Origin of the sequence: Rhodococcus sp. 5A-K4 (assembly GCF_046097995.1) — a bacterium.
GTDB classification, from domain to species: domain Bacteria; phylum Actinomycetota; class Actinomycetes; order Mycobacteriales; family Mycobacteriaceae; genus Rhodococcus_F; species Rhodococcus_F erythropolis.
Window position 1 is genome coordinate 57,747 of sequence record NZ_JBJURM010000019.1, and the last position, 17,018, is coordinate 74,764.

Consider the following 17,018-nt stretch of genomic DNA (forward strand, 5'->3'; position numbering starts at 1 on the left):
ACGATTTTACCAACTCTATGGATTCCGTTGTGCTGGGCAGACTTCCGGAATTCAGAGAAGTTCTTCGGCCGCTTCGCGTCGCTTGGCGCGCTGCTGGTGAAGCTTGACTGCCGCGATTGCGACGCCGCCACCGACGATTCCGCCGACGAGAGCGCCGACCCAGGTGGACGATTCTTCGTACGAATCGAATTTGAGGCGCGCCATGATGCCGACTGCCGCGACGAGGTACAGCGCGATGCTGATCACGACCCGGGGACGGTTGTAGTTGGACAACACGTAGACATCGACGTCGCGCCGGAGTGCATAGACAATCGTGACCACCGAGCCGAACAGCGCGACGATCAGCAGCGCGAGCGAGATCCACGCCCCTGTTCGGCCGGCGACCCAGGGCAGAATCGCCGAGCTGACGAAGACTGCCCAGAAGACACTCTGCAATCCCACCGCCGAGGCTTCGTTCCAGACGTCGCGCTGACGCTCGTCCTTGTAGAAGTCGTCGTCCAGATCTCCGACGAACCGCATTGCCTTCATCATGGTGCTCATGCCGTCTCCTCTGGAATTTCTGCGGTGAGTGCCGATTCGGGTAAGGGGAAGAGCGCTTCGACGGTGGTCCCCAGTGCCAGTGCCAGGCGAAGTGCCAGGTAGACACTCGGTGCGTAGTCGCCGCGTTCGACGGAGACGATGCTCTGTCTGCTCACCTGACCTGCCGTGGCCAGTTGCGCCTGGGTGAGGCCGGCGAGGCGTCGGTGCTCCCGCACGTTGTTGTCGCCGGCCTTTCCAGTCATAGGAAAAGTAAAGAATACTTGTCACATGATGTCAAGTTTACTTGTCATATGAGAGGCTGAAGAGCATGCGTGAACGATTTCTCGAGATCGCCCTGGCCAATCCAGTGGTTGCAACGATCGTGGATCGGGCGCCGAAGCTGGGATTGTCGGAGTGGTACCTGACGGCGGGTGGGCTCTTCCAAACCGTCTGGAATCACATCGACGGCCGTGACCTCGGCGCCGGAATCAAGGACTACGACCTCTTCTATTTCGACGCCGGCGATCTGAGCTACGACGCGGAGGACCGTGTGATTCGTTCGGCGGCAGAACTGTTCGCCGATGTGGATGCCGATGTCGAAGTACGCAACGAAGCCCGCGTGCACCTGTGGTACGAGCAGCATTTCGGGATTCCCGGCGTTCCGTTCACCAGTTGCCGCGACGCTATCGACCACTTCGCTTCCACAACTTGCTGTTTCGGGATCACCAAGTCTGCGGGCGGCACTGTGGACGTGTATGCCCCGCATGGATACGACGATCTTTTCGACATGATCGTCCGTCCCAACCCGGTGCTGGCACCGAGAGAGGTTTACGAGGCCAAGGCGGCACGGTGGCGCAAGGAATGGCCTGCGCTGACCGTGGAGCCTTGGCCGGAGACCCTGACCTAGACTTCGATCGGCGGATGCAGCCTGTCCATGGTCCATTGCCGATTTCGGCGTGCAGCAAGTGAACTGGCCCCGAGTGAGGCGACGAGAAGGCCGCCGAGGACGGCGATCGAGACCCACAGTCTCGAGTCGATACCGCCGACGGTGAGTTGTCGTAGCCCGTTCACCGCGTAGGTCATCGGGTCGAAGGGGTGGATGATCTGGAACGGTTTCGCGGTGGTTTCGACGGGATAGATGCCGCCGGCCGAAACCAGTTGCAGCATCAGGAACGCCAGGGTGATGACGCGTCCGACGGATACTCCGAAGATGGCGTTGAATGCCTGGATCAACGCCATATACGTGGCAGTGATGAGCATCAGGAATCCGACGGTGCCGAGGGCGTGTGTGGGGTGCAGGCCGACGGCGAAGTGCACGACCAGGTACATCACGATCACCTGGCAGATGCCGATGAGCAATGCCGGCCAGTAAGAGGCGAGGACCACTCGCAGCGCGCCGAGTCCGTTTGCGATGGGCCGGTTCTGGAGCGGCTTGAGCAGCATCCAGGTGATGATGCCGCCCACGAACAGCGCGAGGGGCAGGAAGAACGGAGCAAAACCGGTACCGAAGGTGCTTGCCCGGTTCTCGTAGGTCTCCTGTAGTTCGACCGGGCTGGAGAGGGTTTGAGCGGTTGCGGTTCGCTGCTGATCGGTCCAACTGGGAACCTGACCGGCGCCCTCGGTGAGTTTGGTCGCGAGTTCGGCAGACCCGGCACGGAGTTGCTCGGTGCCGTCGGCGAGTTTGGCTGCACCATCGGAGAGTTGGACGCTGCCGTCGGTGAGTTGAACCAGTCCACTGCTGAGGGTTTGAGCGCCGTCGTTGACTTGCTGACCGCCGTCACGCAGCTGCACCAGGCCGTTGCGGAGTTCACCGCCGCCGTTGGCCGCGGCATTCAGCCCGGCTCGGAAGGTGCTCGACGGATCGTCGAGTTGGTAAGCGAGTTGTTGTGCACCGCTCTTGAGTTCGCCTAGTTGGCCCATGGTCGCTTCACCGAAACCCTGAGTGCGCAGCATGTCCTGGGCAGGCGCGAGGGCATTGGCGATCTGTTGGCTGACAGGATCCGGGTTCAGCCGAAGGCTGGCCACCGCCTGCCCGACCAGCTGTGCGACGTCTGCTTGTGTGTTCCCGAGGACGCTCAGTTGGTCGACGACCTGGGTGACGCCACCACTGAGTTGGCTTGCGCCGTCGCCCAGTTGGACGGCTCCGAGATCGAGTTGCCCCAAACCGTCGGTCAGTGCGAGGACACCGTCCGTGGCGGTATTGATACCGGTCGAGAGTTGCGCTGTACCGCCGGCAAGAGTGGCTGCACCGTCACGTGCGGTAACCATGTTGTCTGCCAGAGTTTTCGAGCCCGACGCCAATTCGCCGGCTCCGGCGTTGGCAGTGTTCACTCCGGCCGAGAGCTGGAGTGCTCCGTCGGCGGCCTGCTTCAAACCTGCACCCGCGTCGGTCAATCCGACCAGGACCGTCTCGACGGACTGCGCGCCGATCTTGTCGCTGACTTGACTGAGGACCTGCTGGGCGGCGTTTTGGCCGATGATGGTGCCGAGGTAGTTGTTGACGTCGTTGAAGGTGAACTGCAACTGAGCTTTGTGAGGGTCCTTGGTCGTCGGGGAGGCCACGGCCTCGCTGAAATTCTCGGGCAGAGTGAGAGAGAAGTAGTACGTGCCGTCCGAGACTCCCTGTTCGGCTTCCTGCTGTGAGACCAGGTGGAGATCGAGCTCACCGGAATCGAGAAGTGCTTGGCTTACTTCGTCGCCCGCCTTGAGCTCTTGACCCTGCACCATTGCACCGCGGTCGGTGTTGACCAGTGCGACGGGGACCTTGTTGACCTCACCGAACGGATTCCAGAAGGCCCACAGGTACATTGCGCCGTACAGCAGTGGCATCAAGATGATGGTGACGAGTGCGATCCTGGGCATCGCGCCGCGGGAGAACCGCTTGAGTTCGGTTCCGAGAGACATTCCAGCGAGCATCGCGGTTACCTCGCCCCTTCTTGGTCGGGATTGGTGACTTCTTGGAGCAGGGCGACGGCATCGATGGGTGATCCGTCGGGCAGCGGGTTGACGGTCGACGCGATGATGGTCTGGTAGCTCCCCATCTCGACGAGTCGCTCGACGAGGTACGCGCGTTCGGAGTCGCGCCGCACCTGTTCGAGATCGTCGACGACGAGCAGGGCCGGCTTCTTCGTGTTCGCGACGGCGATACGCAGCAGGGTCGCCTCGAGTTCCCCGAGATCGCTGACGTACCGGCCGAGCGCAGGCAGCGGATGATCGCCGAAGACGGGAGCGCACACCGCTTCGAGTTCGCGGTCTCCGGCACGTCCGATGAGCTTGTACCAGGGCGCATCCCAGCGAATTTGTTCGGTGATCAGATCTCGGACGGTGACGGACTCGGCAAGCTCGTCGATGTCCTCGAACCCGGCGACCCCGGCGATCTCGAAGATCTCTCGGGGACGCGTTCGACCGAAGACGGACAGTGATCCGGAACTGGCTTTCATTCGTCCGCTGAGTGTCAGAAGTAAGGACGTACGTCCTGAACCGGCCGAGCCTTCGAGGATGGTCACACCGCCCGCACGAATCTCGAGATTGACGGGTCCGAACACCGGCCCCCATGGGCCGTCGAGCGCCAAGTCCGTGGCGGTCAATGCCAGTTCAGGGGCGTAATCGAGTTGTGCGTGCTCTGGTGCGACCACGATGATCACCTGTCTGTTGATCTACTCGGCCTTCGAAAGAACCGAGTGCTGGTTCAGTGGACGTTCGTGCTCACCCAATCACATCGGTAGCGGGTGAGCGGTCCCACGAATGGGATGTGTCGGACACGATCGGTAACTTGGAGACCGAACGGTATGTATTCTGTTGGAAACGGACAGGGGGTGTCGAGGTGCCGGTTCGTAGACGCGGTATGTGCGCGTTACTGGTCATGACCGCCCTGTCAGTTGTCTCCTGTGCCGGTGAGCGCGAGTCGCCCCCGTTCGTGTCGAGCGAGAGGCTTTTCGAGTTCACCGGTCGCAATGTCGGACCCGTGACCGTTCCGCCCTTGCCTTCCGATCGGCACGAGTCCGAAGCAGCGCCATACGGAGCCATCACCCTGTCCGGTGGGTGGAGCGGCGCAGCCAATGTCTCGCTGCCCGGATCCGTCACGTGTTTCGAGCACAACTGGGCGGATTCGCTGCCCGCCGGTCACCGCCAGTGGGCCTACGAGGTGCACACCAGTTCCTTCTACGAGTACGACGGCGGCGGCGAATATCCGGGGCGTGATTTCCAGTTGCAGGTCTACGTGAACGAAAACCCGGAACCAGGTCAGTCCGGGGCGACGATGATGTTCTCGGATCAGAGCGGACAGTTCGTGTCCTTCGGCGGCGGTGTCGACAATTCCATCGAAATAGTCAGTTCTCCGGACCGCAGGCGCGTGGCGCTTTCCCTGGTAGGAACGGCGGCACGGCCCGGCGAACAACCGACGACGTCCGTACTGTCCGCACAGATCAGTTGCCCGACCGTCGAGCGCAGATGACCACAGATTGCATTGACTGCCGAGCATGAAAATGCCGGTCCCGAAACATTTTCGGGACCGGCACTTTTCATGAATCAGGAACGAATCAGAATGCTGCTTCGTCGATCTCCATGATGTCGTTCTCGGTGTTCGCGATGATCTCGCGTGAAGCGGTGAGCTCGGGCAGGACGTTCTTGGTGAAGAAGGACGCGATGGCGACCTTGCCTTCGTAGAAGCCCTTGTCCTTGTCGGAAGCGCCGTTGTCGAGTGCTGCGAGAGCGATCTCGGACTGGCGGAGGAGCTGCCAGCCGATGAGCAGGTCGCCGACGGACATCAGGAAGCGGACGGAGCCGAGGCCGACCTTGTACAGCTCGGTGGGCTGCTCCTGAGCTCCCATGAGGAAGCCGGTGAGCGTGGCAGCCATGGCCTGGACGTCTTCGAGTGCGGTGGCGAGCAGTGCGCGCTCCGCCTTCAGGCGACCGTTGCCGGCTTCGCTGTCGATGAAGGTCTTGATCTGTCCGGCAACGTGAGCGAGCGCGACGCCGCGGTCACGAGCGATCTTGCGGAAGAAGAAGTCCTGAGCCTGGATGGCCGTGGTGCCTTCGTACAGCGAGTCGATCTTGGAATCGCGGATGTACTGCTCGATCGGGTAGTCCTGCAGGAAGCCGGAGCCACCGAGGGTCTGCAGGCTGTCCGTCAGGTACTGGTACGCACGCTCGGAGCCGACGCCCTTGACGATCGGGAGCAGCAGGTCGTTGACGCGGAACGCGGTGTCCTTGTCTGCGCCCGAGACGAGCTGGGCGACAACCTCGTCCTGGTGTGCTGCGGTGTAGAGGTATACCGCGCGCAGGCCTTCGGCGTATGCCTTCTGCATTGCCAGGCTGCGACGCACGTCGGGGTGGTGCGTGATGGTCACGCGCGGCGCTGCCTTGTTGGTCATCTGGGTCAGGTCAGCACCCTGAACGCGCTGCTTGGCGTAATCGAGAGCGTTGAGGTAACCGGTGGAGAGGGTGGCGATTGCCTTGGTGCCGACCATCATTCGAGCGTGCTCGATGACGTCGAACATCTGGGCGATGCCGTTGTGGACCTCGCCGACCAGCCAGCCCTGTGCGGGGATGCCGTGGCCACCGAAGGTGACCTCACACGTGGCGGAGACCTTCAGGCCCATCTTGTGCTCGACGTTGGTGACGAAGACGCCGTTACGCTCGCCGAACTCTTCGGTCTCGAAGTTGAAGTGCGTCTTCGGGACGAAGAACAGGCTCAGGCCCTTGGTGCCGGGTCCGGCGCCTTCGGGGCGAGCGAGAACGAGGTGGAAGATGTTCTCGAACAGGTCGTCCGAGTCGGCCGAGGTGATGAAGCGCTTGACGCCCTCGATGTGCCAGGAGCCGTCGTCCTGCTTGATCGCCTTGGTGCGTCCGGCACCGACGTCGGAGCCGGCGTCGGGCTCGGTGAGCACCATCGTGGCGCCCCATCCGCGTTCGACGATGGTGGCGGCCCACTTCTTCTGCTCTTCGGTGCCGTTGTTGAACAGCACGTCCGCGAAAGCGGGTCCGGCCTGGTACATGTGCGCTGCAGGCTGTGCGCCCAGGATCAGCTCACCGATGGCCCACACGACGGAGCGGGGAACCGGCACGCCGCCGACCTCTTCGCTCAGTCCCATGCGGTACCACTCGGCATCCCACAGAGCCTTGAACGACTTCTTGAAGGATTCCGGAAGTGCAACGGTGTGCGTCTCGGGATCGAAGACAGGGGGGTTGCGGTCCGCGTCGGCGAAAGATTCGCCAAGCGGTCCCTCGGCCAGGCGTGCGACCTCTGCCAGCATGTTGCGGACAGTGTCGGCATCCAGGTCGCCCCAAGCGCCTTCGCTCAGTGGCTTCTCCAGTCCGAGAACCTCGAAGAGGTTGAACTCCAGGTCCCGAACGTTGCTCTTGTAATGGCCCATGTCTTCTGCTTCTCCCAGTGAGGTGGTGCGGTCCAGCACTCCTAGTACCGCCCGAAGTTTATTACTCGTCGGTAACTTAATACATGTTACTAGCCGTTCTTTGCATTGCCAACACCGGATTTGCGTCCGATGACAAGTGCGTCGACCGCGATTCCCGTTTCGGTGTGTCTGTGCGGATTTCCGGCGATCTCGAACTCGAGCCTTCCTTGGAACTCCTGCATCAATTCTTCTGGTGTGTAAAGGATTTCGGGATCTTTCGGTCCGCCGACGCCGTAGTCGATGTTGCTTCGGTCGTGCCCCAAAATCATGAGGATTCCATCAGGTTTCAGAGAATTTATGGCACGGTTCACAACCAGGGTCCGTTGTGGTGCGGGCAGATGAAGGTAAAGAAGCAGGGCCAAGTCGTATCCCTGCCCGTTCCTGGAGGCGTAATCCGCGACGGTGACGTCGCCGCATCGGTAGTCGAGCCGGTCGAGAACCGATCGGGGCGAGCGGGCCGCGATCGTGCGGGCTTTCTCGATCGCGACGGCCGAGTAGTCGATGCCGGTGACCTCCCAACCGCGGGTCGCGAGCCACAACGCGTTACGGCCCTCGCCGCACGCCAGGTCGAGTGCCTGGCCGTGGGGGAGGGCCGTCGCGTATTCCACCAGCAGTTCGTTGGGAGGAGCGCCCCAGACGAGCTCGGTTTCTTCGTACTTCTTGTCCCAGGCCGCCGCATCCATAGATGACGACGGTAGTGCCACTCAGTGGTTACGCACTCCGTCCATCGGGTTCTTGCGTAGGGCGGCGCGCGTCGGGATCGCGATGGAGACAAATCCCAGAACAGCGGTCACCGCGACGATGGAACCGTAGATCGCCGGTGAAATCGCCGGGATCGGCTGCCCGGACACCGCTACGGCGATACCCATCAGAGGCGGCAGGGCGATCAGTGATCCGACCACGACGGCGATTCCCACCACCATCAACGACTCGATGCGCATCATCGCTCGGACCTGCCTCGTCCGCGAGCCCACCAGTTGAAGGAGCGCGAACTCGCGGGAACGCTCGGCAGTGGCGGCGACCAGGGTGTTCACGACGGCGACTGCGAGATAGCCGAGCAGGACGAGTACGGCGAGGATGCTGACCCACGACTGCATACGACGCTGATCTTCGCCCGCGGCCCCGAACTGGTCCTGGTTCATCGCGGCGATCGAGGGGAACGAGCGCAACGACTGCTGGACTTCGGCCGACCGTCCGGGTTCGGCAGCAACCAGAACGGTGTCGATCAGAGCGTCGGTGGAGTGCTGACGCAAAGTCTCGATCGGCATGGTCACGTCCCCGAATCCGAGGCCGCGACCATATTTTGCGACGACTATCGGATGCACCAGTGTGCCGTCCCCTAGATAGAGGTCGACGCGCTGACCTACCTTGGCTCCGAGTGTGAAGGCGCCGTCTTCGCTCACGGCAACGGTATCGCCGGTCAGAGCGCTCAGGTCGCCCTCGGTCACCGCGAGATCGAGGGTCGCGTCGGCGCTGGCGGCGTCGATGCCCTGGGCAGCGATCGCGCTGTCGGCTGAGCCGCCTTCCTCACCGCTGGGTACCGGCAGGACTTGACTGCGGACCACCGGGTTTGCCGCACTCACTCCGGGCACCGATGCGATCGAGTCGAGGAGCGAGGGAGCGATGCCGGCCGGCGCGCCGACGATCAGGTCGGCGGTGACGCCCTTGATCGACTGGTTGCTCGCCTCGGCGGCGACGGTGCTCTGGCTGAAGAACTGCACCGAGCCCAGTGCGATTGCGAGAGCCAAGGGAACAACCGCCGACGAGAGCCGTCTCGAATTGGATTCGGCGTTGGCGGCAGCGAGAACTTTGGACGCCGACCCACTACGGCGCAGTGGACCGCCGATCACCTTGATGATGCCGCGCACCAACAAGGGGCCGAGCAGCGCGACCGAGAAGATCAACAACAGTGCACTCGAACCGGCTCCAGCGGCTGCCACGCTGCCGGGCAGGAAAGCGGGGAGGATGCACGCGCTGAGACCGGCGGCACCGAAGATCAGCCCGGTGACGATGCGTCCGCGGCTCAGTTTCGCCGGGCCGCTTTCGGATTCGCGAAGCGCTTCGACTGGGTCGAGCTTCGCCGGTCGTCGTGCCGCGATCGCCGCTGCCGCGCGGGCAGTGAGTACGCAGATCAGGAATGCCGCGATCGCCGGAAGTGGGCTGTACGCCAACGCGAAATCGGTGGGCATGACCCCGGCGTCGGCAAACTGTGCACCCAGGAATCGGGCGAGCAGGTATCCGGGCACCGCGCCGAGAGCTGCCGCCGCAGCAGCAACGAGCAGCACTTCACGTCCGATCATGACGTGGACTTGTCGCGTGGTGGCCCCGATTGCCCGCAGCAGAGCGAACTCTCGGCGTCTGGCGTTGATCGAGAGCGACAGCGTGCTGGAAACTACGAACATACTGACCATCAACGCGAGACCGGCAAACGACGCGCAGAGCACGATCAACTGGGTCCGCGCAGCACCGGCGTCGAGGAATTCGATGCCTCCGCGTGCGGTGCCGGTCGAGACCTCCGCGCCGGTTCCGGCGAGTGCATCGCGGGCGAGAGCGGCAGCATCCACGCCTTCGGGAGCGATCAATCCGACTGCGGTGACAGCGTTCTGGTGCGGCCACAACCGTTCGGCCTCTGCGTCGTCGAGGAAGACGAGTGCCGGACGGTCGGGTGACGGCACCGAGGCCGAATCAGCTGTGCCGACGACGGTGTACTCGTCGGCTATCGCGCCGTGAGCCAGCGTGATTTGCTCGCCGAGAGCGGCGCCCGTGGTCGAGACCACCTCGTCTCGGCTCTGCGGAGCGCGACCTTCGGTGAGCGAGTACGGCGCCAATTGTGCCGTGTTCCAAGGATGTGCGTCGAGTACGACGCCCTCGGCGGTGCTGACGGGGACGGAGATGTCGGGAATCACCGTGACATCGAGGGCATCGAGCTTGCGGACGGTATCGCCGTCGAGGAGAACTCGCTCGGCAAAAGGCTGATCGGCGTCTTCCTTGACCTCGAGCGCCTGTGGTGCACTCACGACGGCGTCGGCACCGGCGTAGAGATGTGGTGAGACTCCGCCTCGCACTCCCGATTCCAGCAGCACACCCAGACCGCAGGTGAGGAGCGCTGCGCAGAATACGGAGACGAACACGGCGACGAAACCGGAGCGATGCGCTTTCAGGTGCGCAAAGGTGTGCGCTTTCATCATCACCAGTCCCCGAGGTGTGTCATGCGCTCGGCGATCTGCTGCGGCGTCGGGCGGTCGATGTGCCCGACAAGTTTCCCGTCGGCGAGGAACAGCACACGATCGGCGTACGACGCGGCCACCGGGTCGTGCGTGACCATGACGATGGTCTGATCGAACTCGGCGGCTGTCCGGCGCAACAACTCCAGAACCTGCTTGGCGCTGCGGGAGTCGAGGGCGCCGGTCGGCTCGTCGGCAAAGAGTGCGTCGGGGTGAGTGACGAGGGCGCGCGCGATGGCGACGCGTTGCTGCTGACCGCCGGACAGTTCGGAGGGTTTGCGCTTGCGGTGCGATCCGAGTCCGACGGATTCGAGGACGAAGGTCAGGTACTGCTTGTCGGCTCGTCGTCCGGCGAGGAGTAGGGGGAGCGTGACGTTCTGCTCGACGTCGAGAGCGCCGAGCAGGTTGTAGGCCTGGAAGACGAAACCGATGTGATCGCGACGGAAGATGCTGCGGGCCTTCGGCTTCAGCTGTGAGATCTCGGTGTCGCCCAGCCACACCGATCCGCTGCTCGGTCGATCGAGCCCTGCGGCGCAGTGCAGGAAAGTGCTCTTGCCCGATCCGGACGGGCCCATCACGGCGGTGAAGGTGCTGCGCGGCAAGGTGAGGCTGATGTTGTCGAGGGCGGTCACGGCGCCGCGGCCGTTGCCGTAGATCTTGCTGACGCCTTCGAGTCGCACGGCGGATGTTCGGGCGGCCGTGGCACCAGGGGCCGGCGGGGCGAGGACCGAGTGTCGATTCTTCATGGGATGAACGCTATGGAGATTCGGCATTCGTCGACATCCAGCCGGGTCCCGAATCAATGGTGTAGCCAGCTGTAGTGGATCGCGGCATCAGGTGCGGCATGCTGGGGCAGTGAAGAAGAGAACCAGGGCTGCGGTGTACGTGCTCGTCGAGGGTGCGGCAGCCGTGGTCTCCCTGTTCTTGCTGATGGTCGGTCTCATTCTGCTGTCGCTCTCGATTCTGATCGTCGGCTGGTTGCTGTTGCCGTCGTACGTGCGGGTGCTCCGGTGGTGGGCGGGTCTGGCCCGCAAGAGAACGGCTGCGTACACCGGACGCCCTGTTCTGCAGCGATACCCACCGATGCCCGGCAATCCGACCTTCGGGGATTGGCGCCGGTTCCTCACCGATCAGTCGACCAGGCGCGACGCGGCCTGGCTGTCGATTCATGGTCTGGGGGCTTTCGTCGCGGCGATGCTGACCATCGCTCTGCCACTCGGTGCACTCAATTCGATTGCCGTCCCGCTGTACTGGCAGCAGATGCCCGCCGGTGAACCCGTCAACAATCCGTACCCCGTGACGTCGTGGTTGGGCGCTGCCGGAATGCCGTTGATCGGCATCCTGTACCTCCTGATCGCGTGGTGGTTGGTCCCCGCGATGGCGAAGTGGATCAGCTGGTCGACCACGACTTTGCTTGCGCCGGACACGCGTTCGGACCTCTCGAAGCGCGTCACCGCCCTGACGGCCAGCCGCGCTGCGGCGCTCGACGCACATTCGGCCGAACTCAAGCGCATCGAGCGGGATCTGCACGACGGCGCGCAGAACCGTCTGGTCGCGGTGGTGATGATGTTGGGGATGGCCGAGCGGTCGTTGCAGAACAATCCGGACCAGGCTCTGCCACAACTGCATCGGGCCCAGGATGCGGCCACCGAGGCGTTGAGCGAACTCCGGACGTTGGTGCACGACATCTACCCGCCGATCCTCGACGAGTTGGGTCTGGAGGGCGCGATCTCCGCGCTCGCCGGGCGCTCCGCCGTGCCCTGCGTACTCGAGATCGAAGAACTCCGCCGTGCCCCGGCTGCCGTCGAGGCTGCTGCGTACTTCGTCGTCGCCGAGGCCTTGACCAACGTCGCAAAACACAGCGGAGCGCGCAGTGTCACCGTCACGGCACGGACGGAGGCGTCGGACGACTCGTTGGGTGAGACGATGCTCATCGACGTGATCGACGATGGTCAGGGCGGCGCGAACGAACGCCCGGGCGGCGGCGTGGCGGGTATCCGACGCCGGGTCGAGGCTTTCGAAGGAACCGCAGTATTGGAGAGCCCGGAGGGTGGACCGACAACGATGAGGGTGGAACTACCATGCGGATTCTGATTGCCGAGGACGACGCTCTCCTGCGAGAGGGGCTGGCACTGCTGCTCCGCGGAGAGGGCTTCGAGGTGTCTGCCGTCTCCGACGCCGCACAGTTCCTCACGGTGTTCGAGGAGACCGCCCCCGACGCCGCGGTGCTCGACGTCCGGATGCCTCCTACTTTCACCAACGAGGGGCTTCGAGCGGCGATCGAGGTGCGCAAGCTTCGCCCGGGCTTTCCCGTCCTGGTCCTTTCCGCGTACGTCGAGGATCGCTACGCCGGTGAATTGTTGGCAGGAGGCGCCGGCGGGGTCGGGTACCTGCTCAAGGAACGGGTCGGCAAGGTAGCCGAGTTCGTCGACGCATTGAACCGGGTCGTCGACGGCGGAACCGTGATGGATCCCGAGGTTGTATCCCAACTGATGAGCCGTCGACGCGCCGACGATCCGATCAGATCACTGACCCCACGCGAGTCCGAGGTTCTCGGACTGATGGCGGAGGGGCTGGGAAATCAGGAAATCGCCAGGAAACTGGTCGTGAGCGACACTGCTGTGAGCAAGCACATAGGAAATATCTTCGCAAAACTCGGCCTGTCGGCTTCCGAAAGCGGGCATCGTCGTGTTTTGGCAGTTCTAGCTCATTTACGCGCCTGATCGTGGATCTGGACTACATACCTGACCGAAGCGTAATGTGAGCCAGCCTCATGTTGTTGCCGTGATCGAACGGTGACCTGAGAGGCAGGGGCTTATGTCCTGTACGTAACGTGTGATGTCGAATGCGCGTCATCACCAGAAACCAACGAGGAGATCGATCAATGGGTAAGCCGATTGCCAGTGTGGCCGGAGGTCGGCAGTCCGTCCTTCTCGGGCTCGGCGTTCACCGCCCGGAGCGAGTCGTGACCAACGACGAGATCTGCGAGCTGATCGATTCCACCGACGAGTGGATCCAGACGCGATCGGGTATCAAGTCGCGCCGGTTCTCCGGCGAAGGTGAAGGCATCCTCGCGATGTCGATCAGCGCGGCGCGTAAAGCACTGGACGTCAGCGGCATTGCCCCTGAGCAGATCGGCGCCGTGATCATCGCGACGTCGACGTGGGACCTGCAGACTCCTCAGGCTGCGTCCATCGTCGCCCACGAGCTCGGCATCAAGGGTCCGGCTGCATTCGACGTCGCGGCAGGCTGCGCCGGTTTCTGTACCGCCCTTGCCGTGGCCAGCGACCTCGTTCGCGGCGGCACGGTTGATCACGTACTCGTCGTCGGCGTCGAGTTGATGAGCGAGGCCACCGAGCCCACCGATCGCAGCGTTCGCTTCATCTTCGGTGACGGCGCAGGCGCAGTTGTCGTCGGCCCGAGCGATACCGTCGGAATCGGCCCGGTCGAGTGGGGTTCGGACGGCAGCCAGTCCGACGCCATCGTTCAGGAGCCGAGCTGGCTCGACTACACCAAGAACCCGACCGGACCTCGGCCGTGGATCAAGATGGCCGGTACCGCGGTGTTCCGCTGGGCTGCCTTCGAGATGGGCAAGGTCGCCACTCGCACCCTGGAGAAGTCGGGGCTGGGTATCGAGGACATCGACGCTTTTGTGCCGCACCAGGCAAACCAGCGCATCAACGAGGTCATCGCTCGCAGCATGAAGCTGCCCGAGGGCTTCCCCGTCTCCAACGACATCGCCGAGACGGGCAACACGTCCGCGGCCTCGATCCCGCTCGCCATGGAGCAGATGCTGCGCGACGGCCAGTGCAAGCCGGGCGACAAGGCATTGCTTCTCGCCTTCGGTGCGGGTCTGTCCTTCGCCGGCCAGGTTGTCGTCATGCCGCCGTTGGCTGGAGCGGAATCAGCCTGATCTTCTCTCGTGACGAGCGCCTCGAACCCCACGGTTCGGGGCGCTCTTCCGTTTCCGTCCAGATCGTCGTACCTCTGCGATGTGGCACTCTGGCGAGATGGTCGAGAGTATGGGGGAGTCCGAACGTACGGGTGTGACGGGCGGCAGCTTGGCGAAGATGGGCGGGCAAGTGGCGCTCGCCAGCACGGTCAGTCGGATCACCGGCTTCGTCCGCACCCTTGCCCTTGCCGCGGTCCTCGGCATCGCCCTGGTCAGTGATGCGTACAACGCGGCCAACAGCTTCCCGAACATGGTCTATCAGCTCCTCCTCGGCGGAATTCTCGCCAGCGTTCTGCTTCCGTATCTGACACGGCAGCGAAGTCGTGGGCGGACGCTCGAACGAGAGCAGACGCAGCGCGTTCTCACCGTCGGAGCGCTTGCTCTTGCGCTCGTGACGGTAGTGGCGGTGGTGTGCGCGCCGCCTCTGGTCTCGGCTGTGATCGATGATCCGGCTCAACGAGAGTTGACGACGCTCTTCGCGTACTTGCTTCTGCCGGAGATCTTCTTCTACGGCGTCACGGCGATGATGACGGCAGTACTCAGTGTTCGATCAGTGTTCGGCGCGCCGGCCTGGGCGCCGGTGATCAACAACGTCGTCCTTCTGGTGACGGTCGCGGTCTTCCTGTGCATCCCGGGGCCGGTTACTCTGACTCCCGAGTCGATGACCACCGCGCAGGTTCTGGTGATCGGTATCGGCACTCTGCTCGGGATCGTGGCGCAAACCGCCGTCGTTGCTCGAGCGCTGCACCGCAACGGGTTTCGGTGGCGCCTTCGCGTGCGGGTCGTACCGCACACCTGGCGCCCGGTGCGCGTCGGGGCGCCGTTGCTCGGTTGGGTACTTGTGTACGTCGTTGCCGGTCAGATCGGTGTGTGGGTGACGATGAAGGTCACTCTCTCCCGTCACGTCTACTCGATGTACACGCACGCGGATCTGCTGTTTCAAGTGGCGTACGGCATTCTCGGTGTGTCGTTGTTGACGGTGCTGATGCCGCGGATCGCCAGGTCGGTTGCTGCGGGTGACGACGTCGGCGTCGTATCCGATCTCGGCCGGGGAGCCCGGTATTCAGTGGTGGCGCTGATTCCGGTCACGGTGGCGCTCATGGTCTTCGGCCCCTCGTTGACCACCCTGATCTTCTTCGGCCGGGTCGACGGCAGCAGTGCCCGGTTGATCGGGACGGCCGTTGCGGTCAGTGCATTCGGGCTGGTGCCCTTTGCGATGGTCATGCTTCAGCTTCGAGTGTTCTACGCCGACAACAACACCCGAACTCCCGCGGTGATCGCGCTGGTGATGGTGGTAGCCAAGACGGCGCTCGTTCTTCTTGCGTCTCTGTCGGCGAGTGACGAAACGCTGGTCCTGGCCGTCTGTGCGGCGGGCTCGTTCTCCTACGTGTGCGGAGCGGCGCTCGGCCACATCCTGCTTCGAAAGCGATACGGGCTGTTGGGATTCCGTCGCGTGCAGGCCACCGTCGGAAGGATTTCGGCGGCGGCAATTCTGGCAGGTGGTTGTGCGCTCGCTTTGGTGGTGGCGGTTCAGAACCGAGTTCCCGAGCCCAGGCTTGCTGCTGTTATTTCATTGTCGGCGGGTGCGGCCGTCGGTGCCGTCGTCCTGTTGGGCGCATGCAAGGTCGTCGGTGTTCCCGAGATTCGCCGGGCTCGGGCCCTACTGCTGTCCTGAGGACAAGAGCGGTACCAGCAGTTCGTCCGGAGTGAGGGCGCCGTGCTGTCCACGGAGGCCGGACAGTCCCGATTCGACAGATCGACGTACGACGGCCACGTCCCCGGACGCAATGGCGATGACATCACCGATCCGGCCGTGATACTCGGAATGCACTGCAGGCCCGAACAATCCTGCGACTATGCCCTCGGATCTCGTCCCGATCCACATGCGGTCACCCAGTTCGGCGCGCCAGCGGTCCGCAACATCTTGTGCAGCGCCTTCTCGGGTGTGGATGTGACGACATCTAGGTTCACCGGCAAGAGCGAGTACATCTTTGGACAGAGTCGGAGTGTTGTCGAAGTCGATCTTGTTCTCGTCCGACACGTCGACCATTCCGTGGTCTGCCGTCACCAGCAATCTCACGTCCGGACCGAGAGCGGCGGCGAGTTGCTCGACCAGTCGATCGACAAGCATCAGTTGGAAAATCCACGGCTCGGACTCGGGGCCGTAGACGTGGCCGAGTGCATCGATCTCGCTGATGTAGCAGTACGTGAACGTACGGTCGGCAGATTTCGACGCGGCCACGGTGCGAGCGAGGAGGTCTCCGTATGCCTGGATTCCGGCGAACTGGGCGCCGCGCATTCCCGCCCGGGTGAGGCCGCTGCCGTCGAATTTGGACGGAACGACGGTAGTGACGGTGATGCCGGCGGCCGCGGCACGATCGAAGGTCGTGGCCTGCGGCTGCAGGGTCTCCGGGACGATGGAGTCGGTCTGAGATTCCTTCTTGCCCGCGCTGTGCCAACCCAGCCAGTTGAACACCGAATCGGCTTCTTCGACGTAAGACTGGTAACCGGTGATTCCGTGCGCCCCCGAGGGCAGCCCGGTCCCCAACGAGACGATGCTGGTGGCCGTCGTCGTGGGGAATCCTGCCCGTATGGGCGTTCCGATAAGTGAGTTCAGGAATGGTGCGTGTTCGGCGTTGCGGGCGAGCAAGTTCGCGCCCATCCCGTCTACCAGCAGAATTACAGTCTTCTTGCTGGGCTGTAGATCGAGACGGTTCGCTTCGCCGCTCACTCCGAGAGAAGCGAGTACCGACGGCGCAAGCGTCGACAGAGTCGGCTGCGAGTACACATCGAGGAGAGGGGCGGGGGCGGGCATCCCATGAGATTAGGCGTTGGACGCAGAAAACTGCATACCTTCTGGGCGAGTGTTCAAATCCGTGCGGTCAAATCGGGACTTTCCAGATGATCAGC

At 63.3% G+C, this 17,018-nt stretch carries 15 protein-coding genes; 6 read left to right on the top strand and 9 right to left on the bottom strand.

Annotated features, from left to right (window positions below):
* Positions 1–51: 51 nt before the first annotated feature.
* Together ACKAMS_RS22850 and ACKAMS_RS22855 are read right to left on the bottom strand one after the other, a co-directional pair.
* A complete protein-coding gene (locus ACKAMS_RS22850) occupies positions 52–540 on the bottom strand; it encodes a hypothetical protein (protein WP_019747143.1) in 489 nt (162 codons plus the stop codon).
* The gene (locus tag ACKAMS_RS22855) at positions 537–782 is read right to left on the bottom strand and encodes a helix-turn-helix transcriptional regulator (RefSeq protein ID WP_019747144.1); all 246 of its coding nucleotides are present in this window, start codon (positions 780–782) and stop codon (positions 537–539) included. The genes ACKAMS_RS22850 and ACKAMS_RS22855 overlap by 4 nt, the downstream gene beginning before the upstream one ends.
* A 65-nt stretch (positions 783–847) precedes the next feature.
* Here ACKAMS_RS22855 and ACKAMS_RS22860 point away from each other — a divergent pair, with 65 nt between their 5' ends.
* Positions 848–1,426, top strand: coding sequence for a nucleotidyltransferase family protein (locus tag ACKAMS_RS22860; RefSeq protein WP_029254596.1), 579 nt, complete (start codon positions 848–850; stop codon positions 1,424–1,426).
* Here ACKAMS_RS22860 and ACKAMS_RS22865 read toward each other — a convergent pair.
* Positions 1,423–3,435 carry a YhgE/Pip domain-containing protein gene (locus ACKAMS_RS22865; RefSeq protein WP_029254597.1) on the bottom strand — a complete coding sequence of 671 codons (2,013 nt, stop codon included), beginning with the start codon at positions 3,433–3,435 and terminating at the stop codon, positions 1,423–1,425. The genes ACKAMS_RS22860 and ACKAMS_RS22865 overlap by 4 nt on opposite strands.
* Before the next feature lie 5 nt (positions 3,436–3,440).
* Positions 3,441–4,163, bottom strand: coding sequence for an ATP-binding cassette domain-containing protein (locus ACKAMS_RS22870; protein WP_019747147.1), 723 nt, complete (start codon positions 4,161–4,163; stop codon positions 3,441–3,443).
* Positions 4,164–4,483: 320 nt separating this feature from the next.
* Between ACKAMS_RS22870 and ACKAMS_RS22875 the strand changes: the two genes are divergently transcribed.
* Complete coding sequence (locus ACKAMS_RS22875; RefSeq protein ID WP_256063696.1) at positions 4,484–4,972, top strand: hypothetical protein; 489 nt, start codon at positions 4,484–4,486, stop codon at positions 4,970–4,972.
* A gap of 85 nt (positions 4,973–5,057) precedes the next feature.
* Here ACKAMS_RS22875 and ACKAMS_RS22880 read toward each other — a convergent pair whose 3' ends face one another.
* The 4 genes from ACKAMS_RS22880 to ACKAMS_RS22895 all read right to left on the bottom strand — a co-directional run bounded on the left by ACKAMS_RS22880 (position 5,058) and on the right by ACKAMS_RS22895 (position 10,902).
* Positions 5,058–6,893 (bottom strand): acyl-CoA dehydrogenase, encoded by a 1,836-nt coding sequence (locus tag ACKAMS_RS22880; RefSeq protein WP_020906438.1) that lies wholly within the window; start codon positions 6,891–6,893, stop codon positions 5,058–5,060.
* Between the two features lie 89 nt (positions 6,894–6,982).
* Positions 6,983–7,615 carry a bifunctional 2-polyprenyl-6-hydroxyphenol methylase/3-demethylubiquinol 3-O-methyltransferase UbiG gene (locus ACKAMS_RS22885; RefSeq protein WP_019747150.1) on the bottom strand — a complete coding sequence of 211 codons (633 nt, stop codon included), beginning with the start codon at positions 7,613–7,615 and terminating at the stop codon, positions 6,983–6,985.
* A 21-nt stretch (positions 7,616–7,636) separates the two neighbouring features.
* Positions 7,637–10,120 (bottom strand): FtsX-like permease family protein, encoded by a 2,484-nt coding sequence (locus ACKAMS_RS22890; protein WP_408989580.1) that lies wholly within the window; start codon positions 10,118–10,120, stop codon positions 7,637–7,639.
* Positions 10,120–10,902: an ABC transporter ATP-binding protein gene (locus ACKAMS_RS22895; protein WP_019747152.1), complete on the bottom strand. Its 783-nt coding sequence runs from the start codon at positions 10,900–10,902 to the stop codon at positions 10,120–10,122. Before ACKAMS_RS22895 ends, ACKAMS_RS22890 begins: the two co-directional genes overlap by 1 nt.
* A gap of 109 nt (positions 10,903–11,011) precedes the next feature.
* Between ACKAMS_RS22895 and ACKAMS_RS22900 the strand changes: the two genes are divergently transcribed.
* The 4 genes from ACKAMS_RS22900 to murJ all read left to right on the top strand — a co-directional run bounded on the left by ACKAMS_RS22900 (position 11,012) and on the right by murJ (position 15,783).
* Positions 11,012–12,250: a sensor histidine kinase gene (locus ACKAMS_RS22900; RefSeq protein WP_408989581.1), complete on the top strand. Its 1,239-nt coding sequence runs from the start codon at positions 11,012–11,014 to the stop codon at positions 12,248–12,250.
* Entirely contained in the window at positions 12,238–12,879 is a 642-nt protein-coding gene (locus ACKAMS_RS22905; protein ID WP_003945784.1) for a response regulator transcription factor, read from the top strand. Before ACKAMS_RS22900 ends, ACKAMS_RS22905 begins: the two co-directional genes overlap by 13 nt.
* A 161-nt stretch (positions 12,880–13,040) precedes the next feature.
* Entirely contained in the window at positions 13,041–14,069 is a 1,029-nt protein-coding gene (locus ACKAMS_RS22910; RefSeq protein ID WP_003945837.1) for a beta-ketoacyl-ACP synthase III, read from the top strand.
* Positions 14,070–14,166: 97 nt separating this feature from the next.
* The gene (murJ, locus tag ACKAMS_RS22915) at positions 14,167–15,783 is read left to right on the top strand and encodes a murein biosynthesis integral membrane protein MurJ (RefSeq protein WP_021343075.1); all 1,617 of its coding nucleotides are present in this window, start codon (positions 14,167–14,169) and stop codon (positions 15,781–15,783) included.
* On the opposite strand, the gene ACKAMS_RS22920 is transcribed toward murJ, so the two are convergent.
* The gene (locus ACKAMS_RS22920; protein WP_060938329.1) at positions 15,769–16,923 is read right to left on the bottom strand and encodes an alkaline phosphatase family protein; all 1,155 of its coding nucleotides are present in this window, start codon (positions 16,921–16,923) and stop codon (positions 15,769–15,771) included. The two genes, murJ and ACKAMS_RS22920, sit on opposite strands and share 15 nt — an antisense overlap.
* Between the last annotated feature and the right edge of the window lie 95 nt (positions 16,924–17,018).